General features: G+C 56.9%; 15 protein-coding genes. All 15 read left to right on the top strand.

Annotated features, from left to right (window positions below; genetic code table 11):
* Nucleotides 1–284: 284 nt before the first annotated feature.
* Nucleotides 285–2,009, top strand: a complete 1,725-nt coding sequence (ilvI, locus tag ACE3MN_RS22365; protein WP_004872187.1) for an acetolactate synthase 3 large subunit — start codon at nucleotides 285–287, stop codon at nucleotides 2,007–2,009.
* A 2-nt stretch (nucleotides 2,010–2,011) separates the two neighbouring features.
* On the top strand, nucleotides 2,012–2,503 hold the full coding sequence (gene ilvN, locus ACE3MN_RS22360; protein ID WP_004098573.1) for an acetolactate synthase small subunit: 492 nt from the start codon (nucleotides 2,012–2,014) through the stop codon (nucleotides 2,501–2,503).
* A gap of 180 nt (nucleotides 2,504–2,683) precedes the next feature.
* Nucleotides 2,684–3,688, top strand: coding sequence for a catabolite repressor/activator (gene cra / locus ACE3MN_RS22355; protein WP_004098577.1), 1,005 nt, complete (start codon nucleotides 2,684–2,686; stop codon nucleotides 3,686–3,688).
* Between the two features lie 625 nt (nucleotides 3,689–4,313).
* On the top strand, nucleotides 4,314–4,772 hold the full coding sequence (gene mraZ / locus ACE3MN_RS22350) for a division/cell wall cluster transcriptional repressor MraZ (RefSeq protein WP_004108122.1): 459 nt from the start codon (nucleotides 4,314–4,316) through the stop codon (nucleotides 4,770–4,772).
* A gap of 1 nt (nucleotide 4,773) precedes the next feature.
* Nucleotides 4,774–5,715 carry a 16S rRNA (cytosine(1402)-N(4))-methyltransferase RsmH gene (gene rsmH, locus ACE3MN_RS22345; RefSeq protein ID WP_004128935.1) on the top strand — a complete coding sequence of 314 codons (942 nt, stop codon included), beginning with the start codon at nucleotides 4,774–4,776 and terminating at the stop codon, nucleotides 5,713–5,715.
* Nucleotides 5,712–6,077 (top strand): cell division protein FtsL, encoded by a 366-nt coding sequence (gene ftsL / locus ACE3MN_RS22340; RefSeq protein ID WP_002888550.1) that lies wholly within the window; start codon nucleotides 5,712–5,714, stop codon nucleotides 6,075–6,077. Before rsmH ends, ftsL begins: the two co-directional genes overlap by 4 nt.
* A gap of 15 nt (nucleotides 6,078–6,092) precedes the next feature.
* A complete protein-coding gene (locus tag ACE3MN_RS22335) occupies nucleotides 6,093–7,859 on the top strand; it encodes a peptidoglycan glycosyltransferase FtsI (protein ID WP_004098582.1) in 1,767 nt (588 codons plus the stop codon).
* A complete protein-coding gene (murE, locus tag ACE3MN_RS22330; protein ID WP_024360308.1) occupies nucleotides 7,846–9,333 on the top strand; it encodes a UDP-N-acetylmuramoyl-L-alanyl-D-glutamate--2,6-diaminopimelate ligase in 1,488 nt (495 codons plus the stop codon). Before ACE3MN_RS22335 ends, murE begins: the two co-directional genes overlap by 14 nt.
* The gene (gene murF, locus ACE3MN_RS22325) at nucleotides 9,330–10,688 is read left to right on the top strand and encodes a UDP-N-acetylmuramoyl-tripeptide--D-alanyl-D-alanine ligase (protein ID WP_024360309.1); all 1,359 of its coding nucleotides are present in this window, start codon (nucleotides 9,330–9,332) and stop codon (nucleotides 10,686–10,688) included. Before murE ends, murF begins: the two co-directional genes overlap by 4 nt.
* Nucleotides 10,682–11,764 carry a phospho-N-acetylmuramoyl-pentapeptide-transferase gene (gene mraY / locus ACE3MN_RS22320; RefSeq protein ID WP_004098585.1) on the top strand — a complete coding sequence of 361 codons (1,083 nt, stop codon included), beginning with the start codon at nucleotides 10,682–10,684 and terminating at the stop codon, nucleotides 11,762–11,764. The genes murF and mraY overlap by 7 nt, the downstream gene beginning before the upstream one ends.
* 2 nt (nucleotides 11,765–11,766) lie before the next feature.
* Nucleotides 11,767–13,083 (top strand): UDP-N-acetylmuramoyl-L-alanine--D-glutamate ligase, encoded by a 1,317-nt coding sequence (gene murD, locus ACE3MN_RS22315; RefSeq protein WP_131930737.1) that lies wholly within the window; start codon nucleotides 11,767–11,769, stop codon nucleotides 13,081–13,083.
* A complete protein-coding gene (gene ftsW, locus ACE3MN_RS22310; RefSeq protein WP_004128950.1) occupies nucleotides 13,083–14,342 on the top strand; it encodes a cell division protein FtsW in 1,260 nt (419 codons plus the stop codon). The genes murD and ftsW overlap by 1 nt, the downstream gene beginning before the upstream one ends.
* Entirely contained in the window at nucleotides 14,339–15,409 is a 1,071-nt protein-coding gene (murG, locus tag ACE3MN_RS22305; RefSeq protein WP_024360311.1) for an undecaprenyldiphospho-muramoylpentapeptide beta-N-acetylglucosaminyltransferase, read from the top strand. Before ftsW ends, murG begins: the two co-directional genes overlap by 4 nt.
* A 47-nt stretch (nucleotides 15,410–15,456) precedes the next feature.
* Complete coding sequence (murC, locus tag ACE3MN_RS22300; protein ID WP_024360312.1) at nucleotides 15,457–16,932, top strand: UDP-N-acetylmuramate--L-alanine ligase; 1,476 nt, start codon at nucleotides 15,457–15,459, stop codon at nucleotides 16,930–16,932.
* On the top strand, nucleotides 16,925–17,845 hold the full coding sequence (locus ACE3MN_RS22295) for a D-alanine--D-alanine ligase (RefSeq protein WP_004872176.1): 921 nt from the start codon (nucleotides 16,925–16,927) through the stop codon (nucleotides 17,843–17,845). The genes murC and ACE3MN_RS22295 overlap by 8 nt, the downstream gene beginning before the upstream one ends.
* The last annotated feature ends 1 nt before the right edge of the window (nucleotide 17,846 follow it).

Here is a 17,846-nt window from a genome sequence, read left to right as displayed (position 1 = left end):
AAAAAATGGATGATTTGCTGTAGTTGGTTATTTTCCCCGAGTATTGACTATCATATTTTCTTATCTCCGAAGTTTTTCACCGTGTTTTACCTGCGAACCTTTCTTTTATCCTTTTAATGCCTCTTATGCGCCGACGGTCGCCAATTGCCTGCCCGTTAGCGAGCAGTTATGGTAACGGCATGCAGTCTATTCACCTCACTACGAAGCCATTGCGCTTCGTCTTGTGCGAGCGCGCGGAAATCGGATTCCGCTGTCGTTAAAAACAATAAGCCGGGAGGCAAACCATGGAGATGTTGTCAGGAGCCGAAATGGTCGTCCAGTCGCTGGTCGATCAGGGCGTCAAGCAGGTATTCGGTTATCCCGGGGGCGCTGTCCTCGATATCTATGATGCGTTACACACCCTGGGCGGTATCGATCACGTTCTGGTCCGCCATGAGCAAGCTGCCGTTCATATGGCGGATGGCCTTGCCCGCGCAACCGGCGAAGTCGGGGTGGTGCTGGTCACTTCCGGTCCGGGGGCGACTAACGCGATAACCGGCATTGCGACGGCTTATATGGATTCCATTCCGCTGGTGATTCTTTCCGGCCAGGTCGCGACCTCTTTAATCGGCTACGATGCGTTCCAGGAGTGCGACATGGTGGGTATTTCCCGACCGGTGGTCAAACACAGCTTCCTGGTCAAGCAAACCGAAGATATTCCCGGCGTGCTGAAAAAGGCCTTTTGGCTGGCGGCCAGCGGGCGTCCCGGTCCGGTTGTCGTCGATTTACCGAAAGATATCCTCAATCCGGCCAAAAAACTGCCGTACGTCTGGCCGGATACGGTTAGCATGCGCTCGTATAACCCGACGACGTCGGGCCATAAAGGGCAGATTAAACGTGCGCTGCAGACGCTGGTAGCGGCAAAAAAACCGGTGGTGTATGTCGGCGGCGGGGCGATTAACGCCCAATGTGAACCGCAGCTGTATACACTGGTTGAGAAGCTGAAGCTGCCGGTGGCGTCTTCGCTGATGGGGCTCGGCGCCTTTCCGGCATCGCACCAGCAGGCGCTGGGGATGCTGGGCATGCATGGCACTTATGAAGCCAACATGACCATGCACAATTCCGACGTGATTTTCGCCGTTGGCGTGCGCTTCGACGATCGTACGACAAATAATCTGGCCAGGTACTGTCCGAACGCGACGGTACTGCATATCGATATCGATCCTACTTCTATATCCAAGACGGTGCCTGCCGACGTGCCTATCGTTGGCGACGCCCGCCTGGTGCTGGAACAGATGCTGGAGCTGCTCGAACACGAGGAGACCCAGCAGCCGCTGGATGAAATCCGCGACTGGTGGCAGCAGATTGAACAGTGGCGCGCGCGTCACTGCCTGCAATACGACACGCAAAGCGGCAAGATTAAACCGCAGGCGGTAATTGAAACCATCTGGCGGCTGACTCACGGCGATGCGTACGTGACGTCCGACGTCGGTCAGCATCAGATGTTCGCGGCGCTCTATTATCCTTTCGACAAACCGCGGCGTTGGATTAACTCCGGTGGTCTCGGGACCATGGGATTCGGCCTTCCCGCCGCGCTGGGCGTGAAGATGGCGCTGCCGGAAGAAACGGTGATTTGCGTGACCGGCGACGGCAGCATCCAGATGAATATTCAGGAGCTCTCCACCGCGCTGCAGTACGAGCTGCCGGTGCTGGTGCTGAATCTTAATAACCGCTATCTCGGGATGGTGAAGCAGTGGCAGGATATGCTCTACTCCGGCCGTCATTCGCAGTCCTATATGGAGTCATTGCCTGATTTTGCTCGCGTAGCGGAAGCCTACGGCCATGTGGGAATTCGTATTAGCGACCCGCAGGAGCTGGAAGCGAAGCTAGCCGAGGCGCTGGAGCAGGTACGTAACAATCGACTGGTTTTTGTCGATGTCACGGTTGACGGCAGTGAGCATGTATACCCCATGCAAATTCGTGGCGGCGGTATGGACGAGATGTGGCTGAGCAAAACGGAGAGGACCTGATTATGCGCCGGATATTATCAGTATTACTGGAGAACGAATCGGGCGCTTTATCCCGCGTGATCGGCCTCTTTTCACAGCGCGGTTATAATATTGAAAGCCTGACGGTAGCGCCGACGGACGATCCGACGTTATCCAGAATGACGATTCAGACCGTTGGCGATGAGAAAGCGATTGAGCAGATCGAAAAGCAGCTGCACAAGCTGGTGGACGTTCTGCGCGTTAACGAACTCGGGCAAGGCGCGCACGTAGAGCGCGAGATTATGCTGGTGAAAGTGCAGGCCAGCGGCTATGGGCGCGATGAGGTCAAGCGCAATACGGAAATCTTCCGCGGACAAATTATCGACGTCACGCCGTCTATCTATACCGTTCAGTTGGCGGGAACCAGCGACAAGCTTGATGCGTTTTTAGCGTCGCTGCGCGATGTGGCTCGTATTGTTGAGGTAGCCCGCTCCGGCGTTGTCGGATTGTCGCGTGGCGACAAAATCATGCGCTGAGCAGCGCAAACTGACGTAAAAATAGCCCGACACCCCCTGTCGGGCTATTTTTTTGCGAAATCGGTGGGAACTGTGGACTAAAGCGGTTGCTGCACTTACTTTTCTGCGCTTAGATGTTATAAAAACGAATCCATACCTGAAGAATGGTTATGTTCTGTACTTATTACCCAAGGGGCAATTGTGAAACTGGATGAAATCGCCCGGCTGGCCGGTGTCTCGCGAACTACCGCTAGCTATGTGATTAATGGTAAAGCGAAGCAGTATCGCGTCAGCGATAAAACTGTTGAAAAGGTGATGGCGGTTGTTCGTGAGCACAACTATCACCCGAATGCGGTTGCTGCAGGCTTGCGTGCAGGACGTACGCGTTCCATTGGCCTGGTTATCCCGGACCTGGAAAACACCAGCTATACGCGCATCGCAAATTACCTGGAGCGTCAGGCGCGCCAGCGCGGCTATCAGCTGCTGATCGCCTGTTCCGAAGATCAACCGGATAACGAAATGCGTTGCATTGAGCATCTGCTGCAGCGTCAGGTCGATGCGATTATCGTTTCCACCTCATTACCTCCTGAGCATCCGTTCTATCAGCGCTGGGCTAACGATCCGTTCCCGATTGTTGCCCTTGACCGCGCGCTCGATCGTGAGCACTTCACCAGCGTCGTCGGCGCCGATCAGGACGACGCTGAAATGCTTGGGGCGGAGTTACGTAAATTCCCTGCTGAAACGGTGCTGTACCTTGGCGCACTGCCGGAACTTTCGGTGAGCTTCCTGCGTGAGCAGGGATTCCGTACGGCGTGGAAGGACGATCCGCGAGAGGTGCATTTCCTCTACGCTAACAGCTACGAGCGCGAAGCCGCGGCCCAGCTTTTCGAAAAGTGGCTGGAAACTCATCCGATGCCTCAGGCGCTGTTTACAACTTCATTTCCGTTACTGCAGGGGGTGATGGACGTCACGCTGCGCCGGGAAGGGAAGCTGCCTTCGGAACTGGCGATTGCGACTTTTGGCGATAATGAGCTGCTGGATTTCCTCCAGTGCCCCGTTTTAGCCGTTGCTCAGCGTCATCGCGACGTTGCGGAACGCGTGCTGGAGATTGTGCTCGCCAGCCTTGATGAACCGCGGAAGCCGAAACCGGGGTTAAGCCGCATTCGGCGCAATCTTTATCGCCGCGGCAGTCTGAACCGCCGCTAGCGCGTTATCAGGATTATTCGTTACGCATTCGCCAGACGGTTACGCGTCTGGCGATAATTCGGTGAGATGACGTAAAAATTGCAGGGTTAAGCATCTTTCAGACAAATCCTTAATCTTCCTGACATCTCTTTTAATTTTATTCTTAGCCTTCTTTATTTTGCGCTTTAATTAGCCCATTAAGGGATTAATGAATTTAGTTGTATTATTTTGTTACATTCGGCGGGTGAGTTGCTGAATTAACACCCGTTTCCTCGCTATTATGAAAGCCATAAGCGCTGTACTCCGCAGTAAGAGTGCCTCTCCTGCGAAAACTGGTACTGTTAACGGTCACCAGAATGGCCTAAAATGCCGCTCGCGTCGCAAACTGACACTTTATATTTTCCCCGCGAAGATATTTTGCTGCTTTAACTGTTACAAGTTTGTTGGTTGTTTTCTTACCGATATTCATAACGTTAATTTGCCTCGTTTGTTGGTTGATTTTTCCTCAGGGCGAATATCGGCTGTAAATAATGGGTTTTTGAGCTCTGTTGGCATTCGTGCTGGCTTGACAAGCTTTTCCTCCGCTCCGTAAACTCCTTCTTGTGGGAATTTGTGGGGTAAAGTGGCGAAAAGGGGTGAGGCTGGCATGTTCCGTGGGGCAACGTTAGTCAATCTCGACAGCAAAGGCCGTCTGGCCGTACCGACGCGCTACCGCGACGGGCTGATCGAGGATGCTTCCGGTCAATTGGTGTGCACCATTGACATCCATCACCCGTGCCTGCTGCTTTACCCTTTGCCTGAATGGGAAATCATTGAGCAAAAATTATCGCGTTTATCGAGCATGAACCCCACCGAGCGGCGCGTACAGCGTTTGCTTTTGGGACATGCCAGCGAATGTCAGATGGATAGCGCCGGGCGGCTATTAATAGCGCCGGTGCTGCGGCAACATGCCGGGCTGACAAAAGAAGTGATGCTGGTCGGGCAGTTCAATAAGTTTGAGCTGTGGGATGAAACGACCTGGTATCAACGGGTCAAGGAAGATATCGACGCTGAGCAGTCCGCTTCCGGGGAACTGTCGGAGCGCCTGCAGGATTTGTCTTTGTAAAATGATGGAAAATTATAAACACACTACGGTACTGCTGGATGAAGCCGTTAACGGCCTGAATATTCGTCCAAATGGTATCTACATTGATGGTACCTTTGGTCGCGGCGGCCACTCGCGCCTGATTCTCTCCCAGCTGGGAGCGGAGGGACGTCTGCTGGCGATCGATCGCGATCCGCAGGCTATCGCCGTCGCGAAAACTATCGATGATCCCCGCTTTTCCATCGTTCATGGTCCTTTTTCTCAGCTGGCCGACTATGTTGGCGAGCGCAATCTCACCGGTAAGATCGACGGTATTTTGCTCGATCTTGGCGTCTCCTCGCCGCAGCTGGATGACGCTGAACGTGGTTTTTCGTTTATGCGCGATGGCCCGCTGGATATGCGTATGGATCCGACGCGCGGTCAATCTGCCGCTGAATGGCTACAAACCGCCGACGAGGCGGACATCGCCTGGGTTATCAAAACCTTTGGCGAAGAGCGCTTTGGTAAACGCATCGCCCGCGCCATCGTCGAACGCAACCGCATCGAACCGATGACCCGCACCAAAGAGCTGGCGGAAGTCGTTGCGGCGGCGACGCCGGTGAAAGACAAATTCAAACATCCCGCGACCCGTACCTTCCAGGCGGTGCGCATTTGGGTGAACAGTGAACTGGAGGAGATAGAGCAGGCGCTAAAAAGCTCGCTCAGCGTGCTGGCCCCGGGCGGGCGGCTCTCAATCATCAGTTTCCACTCGCTGGAAGACCGTATTGTGAAGCGCTTTATGCGCGAGCAAAGCCGCGGTCCGCAGGTTCCGGCAGGGTTACCGATGACCGAAGAGCAGCTTAAAAAACTGGGCGGCCGTGAGCTAAGAGCATTAGGCAAGTTGATGCCGGGCGAAAAAGAGGTAGCTGAAAATCCTCGTGCCCGTAGTTCAGTTCTGCGTATTGCAGAGAGGACGAACGCATGATCGGCAGAGTGACAGAAGCCCTAAGCAAGGTGAAAGGGTCGATAGGAAGCAACGAGCGCCATGCTTTGCCTGGCGTGATCGGAGACGACCTTCTGCGGTTTGGGAAGCTGCCACTCTGCCTGTTCATTTGCATCATTATCACGGCGATTACGGTGGTGACAACGGCGCACCATACTCGCCTCTTAACCGCGCAGCGCGAACAGCTGGTGCTGGAACGCGACGCGCTGGATATTGAATGGCGCAACCTGATCCTCGAAGAGAACGCTCTCGGCGATCACAGTCGGGTTGAGCGGATCGCGACCGAGAAGCTGCAGATGCAGCACGTCGATCCATCACAAGAAAATATCGTTGTACAGAAATAAGGATTATTGCGACGCATGAAAGCAGCGCCGAAAACGCCAAAAGCAAAACGTCAGGAAGAACAGGCCAACTTTATCAGTTGGCGTTTTGCGTTGCTGTGCGGCTGTATTCTGCTGGCGCTGGGCTTCCTGCTGGGCCGCGTGGCCTGGCTACAGGTAATTAGCCCGGACATGCTGGTACGTCAGGGGGACATGCGTTCTCTGCGCGTGCAGGAGGTCTCCACCGCGCGCGGCATGATAACCGATCGTTCCGGCCGCCCGCTGGCGGTGAGCGTACCGGTAAAAGCCATCTGGGCTGACCCGAAAGAGCTGCATGAAGCCGGCGGCGTGACGCTCGACAACCGCTGGAAGGCGCTGGCCGATGCGCTGAATATGCCGCTGGATCAGCTGGCATCGCGTATCAATACCAATCCGCGGATGCGTTTTATCTATCTGGCGCGTCAGGTTAACCCTGATATGGCCGATTACATCCGCAAACTCAAGCTGCCGGGCATTCATCTGCGGGAAGAGTCGCGCCGCTACTATCCGTCGGGCGAAGTAACCGCTCACCTCATTGGCTTCACTAACGTCGATAGCCAGGGGATTGAGGGCGTTGAGAAGAGCTTTGATAAGTGGCTCACCGGCCAGCCCGGCGAGCGTATCGTGCGTAAAGACCGCTACGGGCGGGTCATCGAAGATATCTCGTCTACCGATAGCCAGGCCGCGCATAATCTGGCGCTGAGCATTGATGAGCGCCTGCAGGCGCTGGTGTATCGCGAGCTGAATAATGCGGTGGCGTTTAACAAAGCGGAGTCAGGTACTGCGGTTCTGGTTGACGTCAACACCGGTGAAGTGCTGGCGATGGCCAACAGCCCATCCTACAACCCGAACAATTTCGCGGGCACCTCCAAAGATACCATGCGTAACCGCGCCATTACCGACGTGTTTGAGCCAGGTTCAACGGTAAAACCGATGGTAGTGATGACGGCGCTTCAGCGCGGCATTGTTAACGAAAATACCGTACTGAACACCATTCCCTATCGAATTAACGGCCACGAAATCAAAGACGTGGCGCGCTACAGCGAATTGACCCTGACCGGGGTGCTACAGAAGTCGAGTAACGTCGGTGTTTCCAAGCTGGCGTTAGCGATGCCGTCCTCAGCGTTAGTAGACACTTACTCACGTTTTGGACTTGGAAAAGCGACCAATTTGGGGTTGGTCGGAGAACGCAGTGGCTTATACCCTCAAAAACAACGGTGGTCTGACATAGAGAGGGCCACCTTTTCTTTCGGCTATGGGCTAATGGTAACCCCGTTACAGTTAGCGCGAGTCTACGCAACGATCGGCAGCTACGGCATCTATCGCCCGCTGTCGATTACCAAAGTTGATCCACCGGTTCCGGGCGAGCGCGTCTTCCCGGAATCACTCGTTCGTACCGTTGTTCACATGATGGAAAGCGTAGCGCTGCCCGGCGGCGGCGGCGTGAAGGCGGCGATTAAAGGCTATCGCATCGCTATTAAAACCGGTACGGCGAAGAAAGTGGGGCCCGACGGCCGCTACATCAACAAATATATTGCTTACACCGCAGGCGTTGCGCCCGCCAGCCACCCGCGTTTTGCGCTGGTGGTGGTGATCAACGATCCGCAGGCGGGTAAATACTACGGCGGCGCCGTTTCCGCGCCGGTCTTCGGTGCCATCATGGGCGGCGTACTGCGTACCATGAACATTGAACCGGATGCGCTGGCAACGGCTGAAAAAAGTGAATTAGTGATTAATCAAGGCGAGGGAACAGGTGGCAGATCGTAATTTGCGCGACCTTCTCGCTCCGTGGGTGCCAAATGCGCCGGAGCGAATTCTGCGAGAAATGACGCTGGACAGCCGGGTGGCTGCTTCTGGCGATCTTTTTGTCGCGGTTTTAGGTCATCAGGCGGACGGGCGTCGTTATATCCCGCAGGCGATAGCGCAAGGTGTTGCTGCCATTATTGCTGAGGCCAAAGATGAGGCTCATGATGGCGAAATCCGTGAAATGCACGGTGTGCCGGTTATCTATCTGAGCCAACTCAACGAGCGCTTATCCGCGCTGGCCGGACGTTTTTACCATCAGCCTTCGGAACAACTGCGCCTGGTTGGCGTCACCGGGACTAACGGCAAGACCACCACTACCCAGCTGCTGGCGCAATGGGCGCAGCTGCTGGGAGAAACCAGCGCGGTCATGGGAACCGTAGGCAATGGCCTGCTGGAGAAAGTTATCCCCACGGAAAACACCACCGGTTCGGCGGTTGATGTTCAACACGTACTCTCTGGCCTGGCAGGGCAGGGGGCGACGTTCGCCGCGATGGAAGTCTCTTCCCACGGGCTGGTGCAGCATCGCGTCGCCGCGCTGCAGTTTGCCGCGTCGGTCTTTACCAACCTGAGCCGCGATCACCTTGATTATCACGGTGATATGGAGCATTACGAAGCGGCGAAATGGCTGCTCTATTCAACCCATCATTGCGGTCAGGCGATTGTCAATGCGGACGATGAAGTCGGTCGCCGCTGGCTGGCGAAGCTGCCGGATGCGGTGGCCGTATCAATGGAAGACCACATTAACCCGAACTGCCGGGGGCGTTGGCTGAAAGCAACCGCCGTGAACTATCACGACAGCGGCGCCACCATTCAGTTTGCCTCCAGTTGGGGCAACGGCGAGATCGAAAGCCGCCTGATGGGCGCCTTCAACGTTAGCAACCTGCTGCTGGCGTTAGCCACTCTGCTGGCGCTGGGCTATCCGCTGGCCGAACTGCTGAAAACCGCCGCGCGCCTGCAGCCGGTTTGCGGGCGTATGGAAGTGTTCAGCGCGCCGGGTAAACCGACCGTCGTGGTTGATTATGCCCACACGCCCGACGCGCTGGAAAAAGCGCTGCAGGCGGCGCGTCTGCACTGCAACGGTAAACTGTGGTGCGTGTTCGGCTGCGGCGGAGACCGCGACAAAGGCAAGCGCCCGCTGATGGGGGCGATCGCCGAAGAGTTTGCCGATATCGTGGTTATCACCGATGACAACCCGCGTACCGAAGAGCCGCGGGCGATTATCAACGATATCCTGGCCGGTATGCTCGATGCGGGCCATGCCAAAGCGGTGGAAGGGCGCGCGGAGGCGGTGACCAACGCGGTAATGCAGGCGAAAGAAAACGACGTCGTTCTGGTGGCGGGTAAAGGCCACGAGGATTATCAAATTGTCGGCAATCGCCGACTCGATTACTCCGATCGCGTCACCGTGGCGCGTCTGCTGGGGGCGGTAGCATGATTCGCTTGACTCTCAGCCAGCTTGCCGACATTACGCGCGGCGAGCTGCACGGCAGCGATGTGGCGATCGAAGACGTCACCACTGACACCCGTAAGGTCACGGCGGGCTGCCTGTTCGTGGCGCTAAAAGGCGAGCGCTTTGACGCACATGACTTTGCCGAACAGGCTAAGGCTGCCGGCGCGGGCGCATTGTTGGTCAGCCGGCGGCTGGCCTGCGATTTGCCGCAGGTGGTGGTGAAGGATACGCGTCTGGCGTTCGGCGAACTGGCCGCGTGGGTGCGCCAGCAGGTTCCGGCGCGCGTGGTCGCGCTGACCGGATCTTCAGGCAAGACCTCGGTCAAAGAGATGACCGCCGCGATTCTGAGCCAGTGCGGCAATACGCTGTATACCGCTGGCAACCTGAACAATGATATCGGCGTGCCGATGACGCTGCTGCGTCTCACCAAAGAATATGACTACGCGGTTATCGAACTAGGCGCCAATCACCAGGGCGAAATTGCCTGGACCGTCAGCCTGACGCGACCTGAAGCGGCGTTAGTGAATAACCTGGCCGCCGCGCACCTGGAAGGTTTTGGTTCCCTGGAAGGCGTGGCGAAAGCGAAGGGCGAAATTTACACCGGCCTGCCGCTCAACGGCATCGCGATTATGAACGCCGACAATAATGACTGGCTGAACTGGCAAAGCGTCATTGGCGATCGTAAAACCTGGCGCTTCTCGCCGAACGCCGCCAATAGCGACTTCACGGCAACCAACGTTCATGTGACTTCGCACGGGACCGAATTTACTCTGCAAACCCCAACCGGCAGCGTTGATGTGCTGCTGCCGCTGCCGGGGCGCCATAACATCGCCAACGCGCTGGCCGCAGCGGCGCTTTCCATGGCGGTAGGCGCGACGCATGAGGCAATTAAAGCGGGGCTGAAAGATCTGAAAGCGGTGCCGGGGCGTTTATTCCCGATTCAGCTGACCGATAGCCAGCTCCTGCTGGATGATTCCTATAACGCTAACGTCGGCTCGCTGACCGCCGCGGTGCAGGTGCTATCTGAGATGCCGGGCTACCGGGTGCTGGTGGTCGGCGATATGGCTGAACTCGGCGCGGAAAGCCAGGCGTGCCATCGCCAGGTGGGCGAAGCGGCAAAAGCAGCCGGGCTCGATCGCGTACTGAGCGTAGGTTCCTTGAGCGCGGAGATCAGCGGCGCCAGCGGCGTCGGTGAACACTTTAACGATAAAGCGCTGCTGGTAACGCGGCTGCAAGCGCTGCTGTCAGAACACAAAATTATGACCATTTTAGTGAAGGGTTCACGTAGTGCCGCCATGGAAGTGGTAGTACGCGCATTACAGGAGAACGGAACATGTTAGTATGGCTGGCCGAACATTTGGTCAAATATTATTCAGGCTTTAACGTCTTTTCCTACCTGACGTTTCGCGCCATCGTCAGCCTGCTGACCGCGCTGTTCATCTCTTTGTGGATGGGCCCGCGCATGATTGCCCGTCTGCAAAAACTCTCCTTTGGCCAGGTTGTGCGTAATGATGGCCCGGAATCTCACTTTAGTAAGCGCGGTACGCCAACGATGGGTGGGATTATGATCCTGACCGCCATTGTGGTCTCCGTTCTGCTGTGGGCTTACCCATCCAACCCCTACGTCTGGTGCGTACTGACGGTTCTGGTCGGCTACGGCATCATCGGCTTCGTCGATGACTATCGCAAAGTGGTGCGTAAAGATACCAAAGGCCTGATTGCCCGCTGGAAATACTTCTGGATGTCGGTGATTGCGCTGGGCGTTGCCTTTGCGCTGTACATGGCGGGGAAAGATACGCCGGCGACTCAACTGGTGGTGCCGTTCTTCAAAGACGTCATGCCGCAGCTGGGCCTGTTCTACGTCCTGCTGGCCTACTTTGTCATCGTCGGAACCGGGAATGCGGTCAACCTGACCGACGGCCTCGATGGGCTGGCGATTATGCCGACCGTATTTGTTGCCGCCGGATTCGCGCTGGTCGCGTGGGCGACGGGGAACATGAATTTCGCCAACTACCTGCATATCCCTTATTTGCGTCATGCCGGTGAACTGGTGATCGTCTGTACGGCGATTGTCGGCGCGGGGCTGGGCTTCTTGTGGTTTAACACCTATCCGGCGCAGGTCTTTATGGGCGATGTGGGTTCTCTGGCGCTCGGTGGCGCGCTGGGTATTATCGCCGTGCTGCTGCGCCAGGAGTTTCTGCTGGTGATTATGGGCGGCGTATTCGTAGTGGAAACGCTCTCGGTGATTCTGCAGGTCGGCTCCTTCAAGCTGCGCGGTCAGCGCATTTTCCGCATGGCGCCGATCCACCATCACTATGAACTGAAAGGCTGGCCGGAACCGCGCGTGATCGTGCGCTTCTGGATTATTTCGCTGATGCTGGTGCTGATAGGCCTGGCGACGCTGAAGGTACGTTAATCATGGCAGATTATCAGGGTAAAAAAGTCGTCATTATTGGGCTGGGTATGACCGGCCTGTCATGCGTGGACTTTTTCATGGCCCGCGGCGTGACGCCGCGGGTGATGGATACCCGCGTTGCGCCTGCGGGGCTGGATAAACTGCCGGAAGCCGTTGAGCGCTATGTTGGCGGTCTGAACGAAGACTGGCTGTTGACGGCTGACCTGATTGTCGCCAGCCCGGGCATCGCGCTGGCGCATCCTTCCCTGAGCGCGGCGGCGGATGCAGGCGTAGAAATTGTCGGCGATATCGAACTGTTCTGCCGCGAGGCGCAGGCGCCGATTATTGCTATCACCGGGTCTAACGGTAAAAGCACCGTCACTTCGCTGGTAGGGGAAATGGCGAAGGCGGCGGGTCTGGACGTCGGCGTAGGCGGCAATATTGGCCTGCCGGCGCTGATGCTGCTGGATCCTGAGCGCGAACTCTATGTCCTGGAGCTTTCCAGCTTCCAGTTGGAAACCACTTCGAGCCTGCGGGCGGTAGCGGCGACGATCCTTAACGTCACCGAAGATCATATGGACCGCTATCCGCTGGGGCTCCAGCAGTACCGCGCCGCCAAACTGCGAGTTTACGAAAATGCGCGAGCCTGTATCGTCAACGCCGACGATGCGTTAACCATGCCGGTACGCGGCGCTGACGATCGTTGCATCAGCTTCGGCGTAGACGTTGGCGACTATCACCTGAATCGTCAGCAAGGGGAAACCTGGCTGCGCGTTAAAGGCGAGAAAGTGCTCAACGTCAAAGAGATGAAGATTAGCGGCCAGCACAACTACAGTAACGCCCTGGCTGCGCTGGCCCTGGCGGACGCCGCAGGTTTGCCGCGCGCCAGCAGCCTGAAAGCGCTGACGACATTTACCGGCCTGGCGCATCGTTTCCAGCAGGTGCTGGAGCACAACGGCGTGCGCTGGATCAACGATTCTAAAGCCACGAACGTCGGCAGTACTGAAGCGGCGCTCAATGGACTGCAGCTTGACGGAACGCTGTATCTGCTGCTGGGCGGCGATGGGAAATCGGCTGATTTCACGCCGTTAAGCCGTTACCTGACCGGCGACAACGTCCGCCTGTACTGCTTTGGCCGCGACGGCGCGCAGCTGGCTGCCCTTCGCCCGGATGTCGCTGTGCAAACGGAAACCATGGAGCAGGCGATGCGCCAGATTGCGCCACAGGTTCTCCCGGGCGATATGGTTCTGCTATCCCCGGCGTGCGCCAGCCTCGATCAGTTTAAAAACTTTGAACAACGCGGCGACGTCTTTGCTCGCCTGGCGAAGGAGTTAGGTTGATGCGTTTATCACTCCCGCGCCTGAAAATGCCACGGCTGAGACTGCCGCGTCTGCCGGGAATGTTTATTTTCGCATGGCTGTTCGCCGCGCTGAAAGGCTGGGTGATGGGCTCGCGGCAAAAAGATACCGATAGTCTGGTCATGTATGACCGGATGCTGCTGTGGCTGACCTTTGGCCTGGCCGCGATCGGCTTCATTATGGTGACCTCGGCGTCGATGCCGGTAGGCCAGCGTCTGGCTAACGATCCATTTCTGTTTGCCAAGCGCGATGGCTTATACATCCTGCTGGCTTTAGGGCTGGCGATGGTGACGCTGCGCCTGCCGATGGAGTTCTGGCAGCGCCATAGTACCGCGATGCTGATCGCCTCTATCGTCATGCTGCTGATTGTTCTGGTGGTCGGCAGCTCGGTCAACGGCGCATCGCGCTGGATTGCGCTGGGGCCGCTGCGTATCCAGCCTGCGGAGTTCACCAAGCTGTCGCTGTTCTGCTACATCGCCAACTACCTGGTGCGTAAAGGCGACGAAGTGCGTAACAACCTGCGCGGCTTTTTAAAGCCGATGGGCGTGATTTTCGTACTGGCGATTTTACTGCTGGCGCAGCCTGACCTCGGGACCGTCGTCGTGCTGTTTGTGACCACCCTGGCCATGTTGTTCCTGGCGGGGGCCAAGCTGTGGCAGTTCATCGCCATTATCGGGATGGGGATCTCAGCGGTTGTCCTGCTGATTCTCGCCGAGCCGTATCGTATTCGCCGCGTAACCTCTTTCTGGAACCCGTGGGAAGATCCGTTCGGCAGCGGCTATCAGCTGACCCAGTCGCTGATGGCTTTTGGTCGCGGCGAAATGTGGGGGCAAGGCCTGGGCAATTCGGTGCAGAAACTGGAGTATTTGCCGGAGGCGCATACCGATTTCATCTTCGCCATTATCGGCGAAGAGCTCGGTTATATCGGTGTGGTACTCGCTCTTTTAATGGTATTCTTCGTCGCTTTTCGCGCCATGTCCATTGGCCGTAAGGCGCTGGAGATTGACCACCGTTTCTCCGGATTTCTGGCCTGCGCCATTGGAATTTGGTTTAGCTTCCAGGCTTTGGTTAACGTCGGCGCGGCGGCGGGTATGCTGCCAACTAAAGGCCTGACGCTGCCGCTGATCAGCTACGGCGGGTCAAGCTTGCTGATTATGTCGACGGCCATCATGTTGCTGTTACGAATTGATTATGAAACGCGCCTGGAAAAAGCCCAGGCGTTTACACGGGGTGTTCGATGAGCGGTCAGGAAAAGCGGTTAATGGTGATGGCGGGCGGTACCGGCGGACATGTGTTCCCGGGACTGGCGGTTGCGCACCATTTAATGGACCAGGGCTGGCAGGTTCGCTGGCTGGGCACCGCGGATCGTATGGAAGCGGATTTAGTGCCGAAGAACGGCATTGAAATTGATTTCATTCAGATTTCCGGCCTGCGCGGCAAGGGCCTGAAGGCGCAGCTGCTGGCGCCGGTGCGTATTTTCAACGCCTGGCGTCAGGCGCGGGCGATTATGCAGCGTTTTCAGCCGGACGTGGTGCTGGGTATGGGCGGATACGTTTCCGGCCCCGGCGGTCTGGCGGCATGGTCGCTGGGGATCCCGGTTGTGCTGCATGAACAGAACGGTATTGCCGGCCTGACGAATAAATGGCTGGCGAAAATCGCTAAAAAAGTGATGCAGGCGTTCCCCGGCGCTTTCCCGCATGCTGATGTTGTGGGTAACCCGGTTCGCACCGATGTGCTGGCGCTGGCGCTGCCGGAGCAGCGGTTAGCCGGACGTCAGGGACCGATTCGCGTATTGGTGGTGGGCGGTTCGCAGGGCGCGCGCGTGCTCAATCAGACGATGCCGCAGGTGGCGGCGAAGCTCGGTGTTTCTGTCACCATCTGGCACCAGAGCGGTAAAGGCGGTCAGGAAACCGTGCAGCAGGCCTATTGCGATGCCGGGCAGCCTCAGCACAAAGTTACCGAGTTTATTGACGACATGGCGGCGGCATATGCCTGGGCCGATGTTGTTGTGTGTCGTTCCGGAGCGCTGACGGTGAGCGAAATTGCCGCCGCTGGTTTACCGGCGCTGTTTGTGCCTTTTCAGCACAAAGATCGTCAGCAGTACTGGAATGCGCTGCCGCTGGAGAAAGCCGGGGCAGCGAAGATCCTTGAGCAGCCGCAGTTTACCGTGGAGGCCGTCGCGCAAACCCTGGCAAGTTGGGATCGCGAAACGCTGCTGGATATGGCGGAGCGAGCGCGTAGAGCCTCGATTCCGGACGCTACCGAACGGGTAGCAGAAGAAGTGAGCGCCGCAGCACTGGCGCGCTAATCGCGGTGATGATCACCGTCCGAATAAAGAAGTTGATGGCGTAAAGAATGAATACACAAGATCTGGCAAAACTGCGTTCCATAGTGCCCGAGATGCGTCGCGTCCGGCACATTCACTTTGTTGGCATTGGCGGTGCCGGCATGGGCGGTATTGCCGAAGTTCTGGCCAACGAAGGTTATCAGATTAGCGGCTCCGATCTGGCGCCGAATCCGGTGACTCAGCAGCTGGCTCAGCTTGGCGCCACGATTTATTTCAACCATCGCCCTGAGAACGTGCGCGATGCGAGCGTTGTCGTCGTTTCCAGCGCAATTTCTGCGGATAACCCGGAGATTGTCGCCGCCCACGAAGCGCGTATTCCGGTTATTCGTCGCGCCGAGATGCTGGCGGAGCTGATGCGTTTTCGTCACGGCATTGCCATTGCTGGCACGCACGGAAAAACCACGACCACGGCGATGGTATCGAGCATTTATGCTGAAGCGGGACTTGATCCAACCTTCGTAAACGGCGGTCTGGTGAAAGCCGCTGGCGTCCACGCCCGTCTTGGCCACAGCCGCTACCTGATTGCCGAAGCGGACGAAAGCGACGCTTCGTTTCTGCATTTACAACCGATGGTTGCTATCGTGACCAATATCGAAGCCGATCATATGGATACCTACCATGGCGACTTCGAAAACCTGAAGCAGACGTTTATTAACTTCCTGCACAATCTGCCGTTCTACGGTCGTGCGGTGATGTGCGTGGACGATCCGGTTATCCGTGAACTGCTGCCGCGCGTTGGCCGCCAGATAACCACCTACGGCTTCAGCGATGATGCCGACGTTCGCGTGGAAGAGTATCGTCAGGTCGGCGCCCAGGGGCATTTCCGTCTGGTACGTCAGGATAAAGATGTTATTCAGGTAACGCTGAACGCTCCAGGTCGCCACAATGCGCTGAATGCGGCGGCGGCGGTGGCCGTTGCGACGGAAGAGGGGATTGATGATGAAGCTATCCTGCGCGCGCTGGAAAGCTTCCAGGGTACCGGCCGTCGTTTTGATTTCCTTGGCGAATATCCGTTAGCTGAGGTTAACGGTAAAAGCGGCACCGCGATGCTGATCGATGATTATGGCCATCATCCTACGGAAGTGGATGCCACCATCAAAGCGGCGCGGGCGGGCTGGCCGGATAAAAATCTGGTTATGCTGTTTCAGCCGCATCGTTTTACCCGTACGCGCGATCTGTACGACGATTTCGCCAACGTGCTGACCCAGGTTGACGCGCTGCTGATGCTGGACGTTTATTCCGCTGGCGAAGCCGCCATTCCTGGCGCCGATAGCCGCTCGCTGTGCCGTACGATTCGCGGGCGCGGTAAAGTCGACCCGATCCTGGTTTCCGACCCGGCGCAAGCGGCGGAAATGTTGGCTTCGGTATTGACCGGCAACGATCTGGTGCTGGTTCAGGGGGCGGGAAATATCGGTAAAATCGCTCGTCACCTGGCGGAAATTAAATTGCAACCGCAAACAACGCAGGAGGAACGCCATGGCTGATAAAATCGCGGTCCTCTTCGGCGGAACCTCCGCTGAACGTGAAGTCTCGCTCAATTCAGGTTCGGCGGTGCTTGCCGGTCTGCGTGAAGCTGGTGTCGATGCGCATCCTGTCGACCCTCGCGATACCGATATTACCCAATTGAAAAATATGGGTTTTCAGAAAGCGTTTATTGCGTTGCACGGCCGCGGCGGCGAAGATGGTACGTTGCAGGGGCTGCTGGAGCTCATTCAACTCCCCTACACGGGCAGCGGCGTGATGGCTTCGGCTATCTCAATGGATAAGCTGCGCAGTAAATTACTGTGGCAGGGCGCGGGGCTACCCGTTGCGCCATGGGTTGCGCTAACGCGTAAACAGTTCGACGCGGGGCTTTCTGCTGAAGTTGAACAGCAAATCTCGGCCCTCGGACTGCCATTGATTATAAAACCGAGCCGGGAAGGCTCCAGCGTCGGTATGTCCAAAGTCAACGAAAGTTGTGCATTACAAAATGCACTGGCGCTGGCTTTTCAGCATGATGATGAAGTTCTGATTGAAAAATGGCTCAGTGGGCCGGAATTTACTGTCGCCATCGTCGGAGAAGAAATTTTACCGTCAATACGTATCCAGGCGGCTGGAACCTTCTATGATTATGAAGCAAAGTATCTCTCTGATGAAACGCAATATTTCTGCCCAGGTTTTGAAGATCCCGCGCGCGAGTCGGAAATCCAGGCTCTGGTACAAAAAGCCTGGGAGAGTCTTGGCTGTTACGGCTGGGGACGAATTGATGTGATGCTGGACAGCGATGGCCAGTTTTATCTGCTGGAAGCAAACACCTCTCCTGGCATGACCAGCCATAGCCTGGTGCCAATGGCGGCGCGTCAGGCCGGGATGAGCTTCTCGCAGCTTGTTGTACGAATTCTGGACCTGGCGGGGTGAT

Source organism: Klebsiella grimontii, from assembly GCF_042137965.1.
Classification (GTDB): Bacteria; Pseudomonadota; Gammaproteobacteria; order Enterobacterales; family Enterobacteriaceae; genus Klebsiella; species Klebsiella grimontii.
Note: the sequence above shows the minus strand (reverse complement) of the source record. Positions and strands in the feature narration are given on the sequence as shown.

Bases quoted from the DNA above. Each gene is read 5' to 3' on its own strand.
- ilvI (WP_004872187.1), top strand. From the start codon at position 285: ATGGAGATGTTGTCAGGAGCCGAAATGGTCGTCCAGTCGCTGGTCGAT.
- ilvN (WP_004098573.1), top strand. From the start codon at position 2,012: ATGCGCCGGATATTATCAGTATTACTGGAGAACGAATCGGGCGCTTTA.
- mraZ (WP_004108122.1), top strand. From the start codon at position 4,314: ATGTTCCGTGGGGCAACGTTAGTCAATCTCGACAGCAAAGGCCGTCTG.
- rsmH (WP_004128935.1), top strand. From the start codon at position 4,774: ATGATGGAAAATTATAAACACACTACGGTACTGCTGGATGAAGCCGTT.
- ftsL (WP_002888550.1), top strand. From the start codon at position 5,712: ATGATCGGCAGAGTGACAGAAGCCCTAAGCAAGGTGAAAGGGTCGATA.
- ACE3MN_RS22335 (WP_004098582.1), top strand. From the start codon at position 6,093: ATGAAAGCAGCGCCGAAAACGCCAAAAGCAAAACGTCAGGAAGAACAG.
- murF (WP_024360309.1), top strand. From the start codon at position 9,330: ATGATTCGCTTGACTCTCAGCCAGCTTGCCGACATTACGCGCGGCGAG.
- mraY (WP_004098585.1), top strand. From the start codon at position 10,682: ATGTTAGTATGGCTGGCCGAACATTTGGTCAAATATTATTCAGGCTTT.
- murD (WP_131930737.1), top strand. From the start codon at position 11,767: ATGGCAGATTATCAGGGTAAAAAAGTCGTCATTATTGGGCTGGGTATG.
- ftsW (WP_004128950.1), top strand. From the start codon at position 13,083: ATGCGTTTATCACTCCCGCGCCTGAAAATGCCACGGCTGAGACTGCCG.
- murG (WP_024360311.1), top strand. From the start codon at position 14,339: ATGAGCGGTCAGGAAAAGCGGTTAATGGTGATGGCGGGCGGTACCGGC.
- murC (WP_024360312.1), top strand. From the start codon at position 15,457: ATGAATACACAAGATCTGGCAAAACTGCGTTCCATAGTGCCCGAGATG.
- ACE3MN_RS22295 (WP_004872176.1), top strand. From the start codon at position 16,925: ATGGCTGATAAAATCGCGGTCCTCTTCGGCGGAACCTCCGCTGAACGT.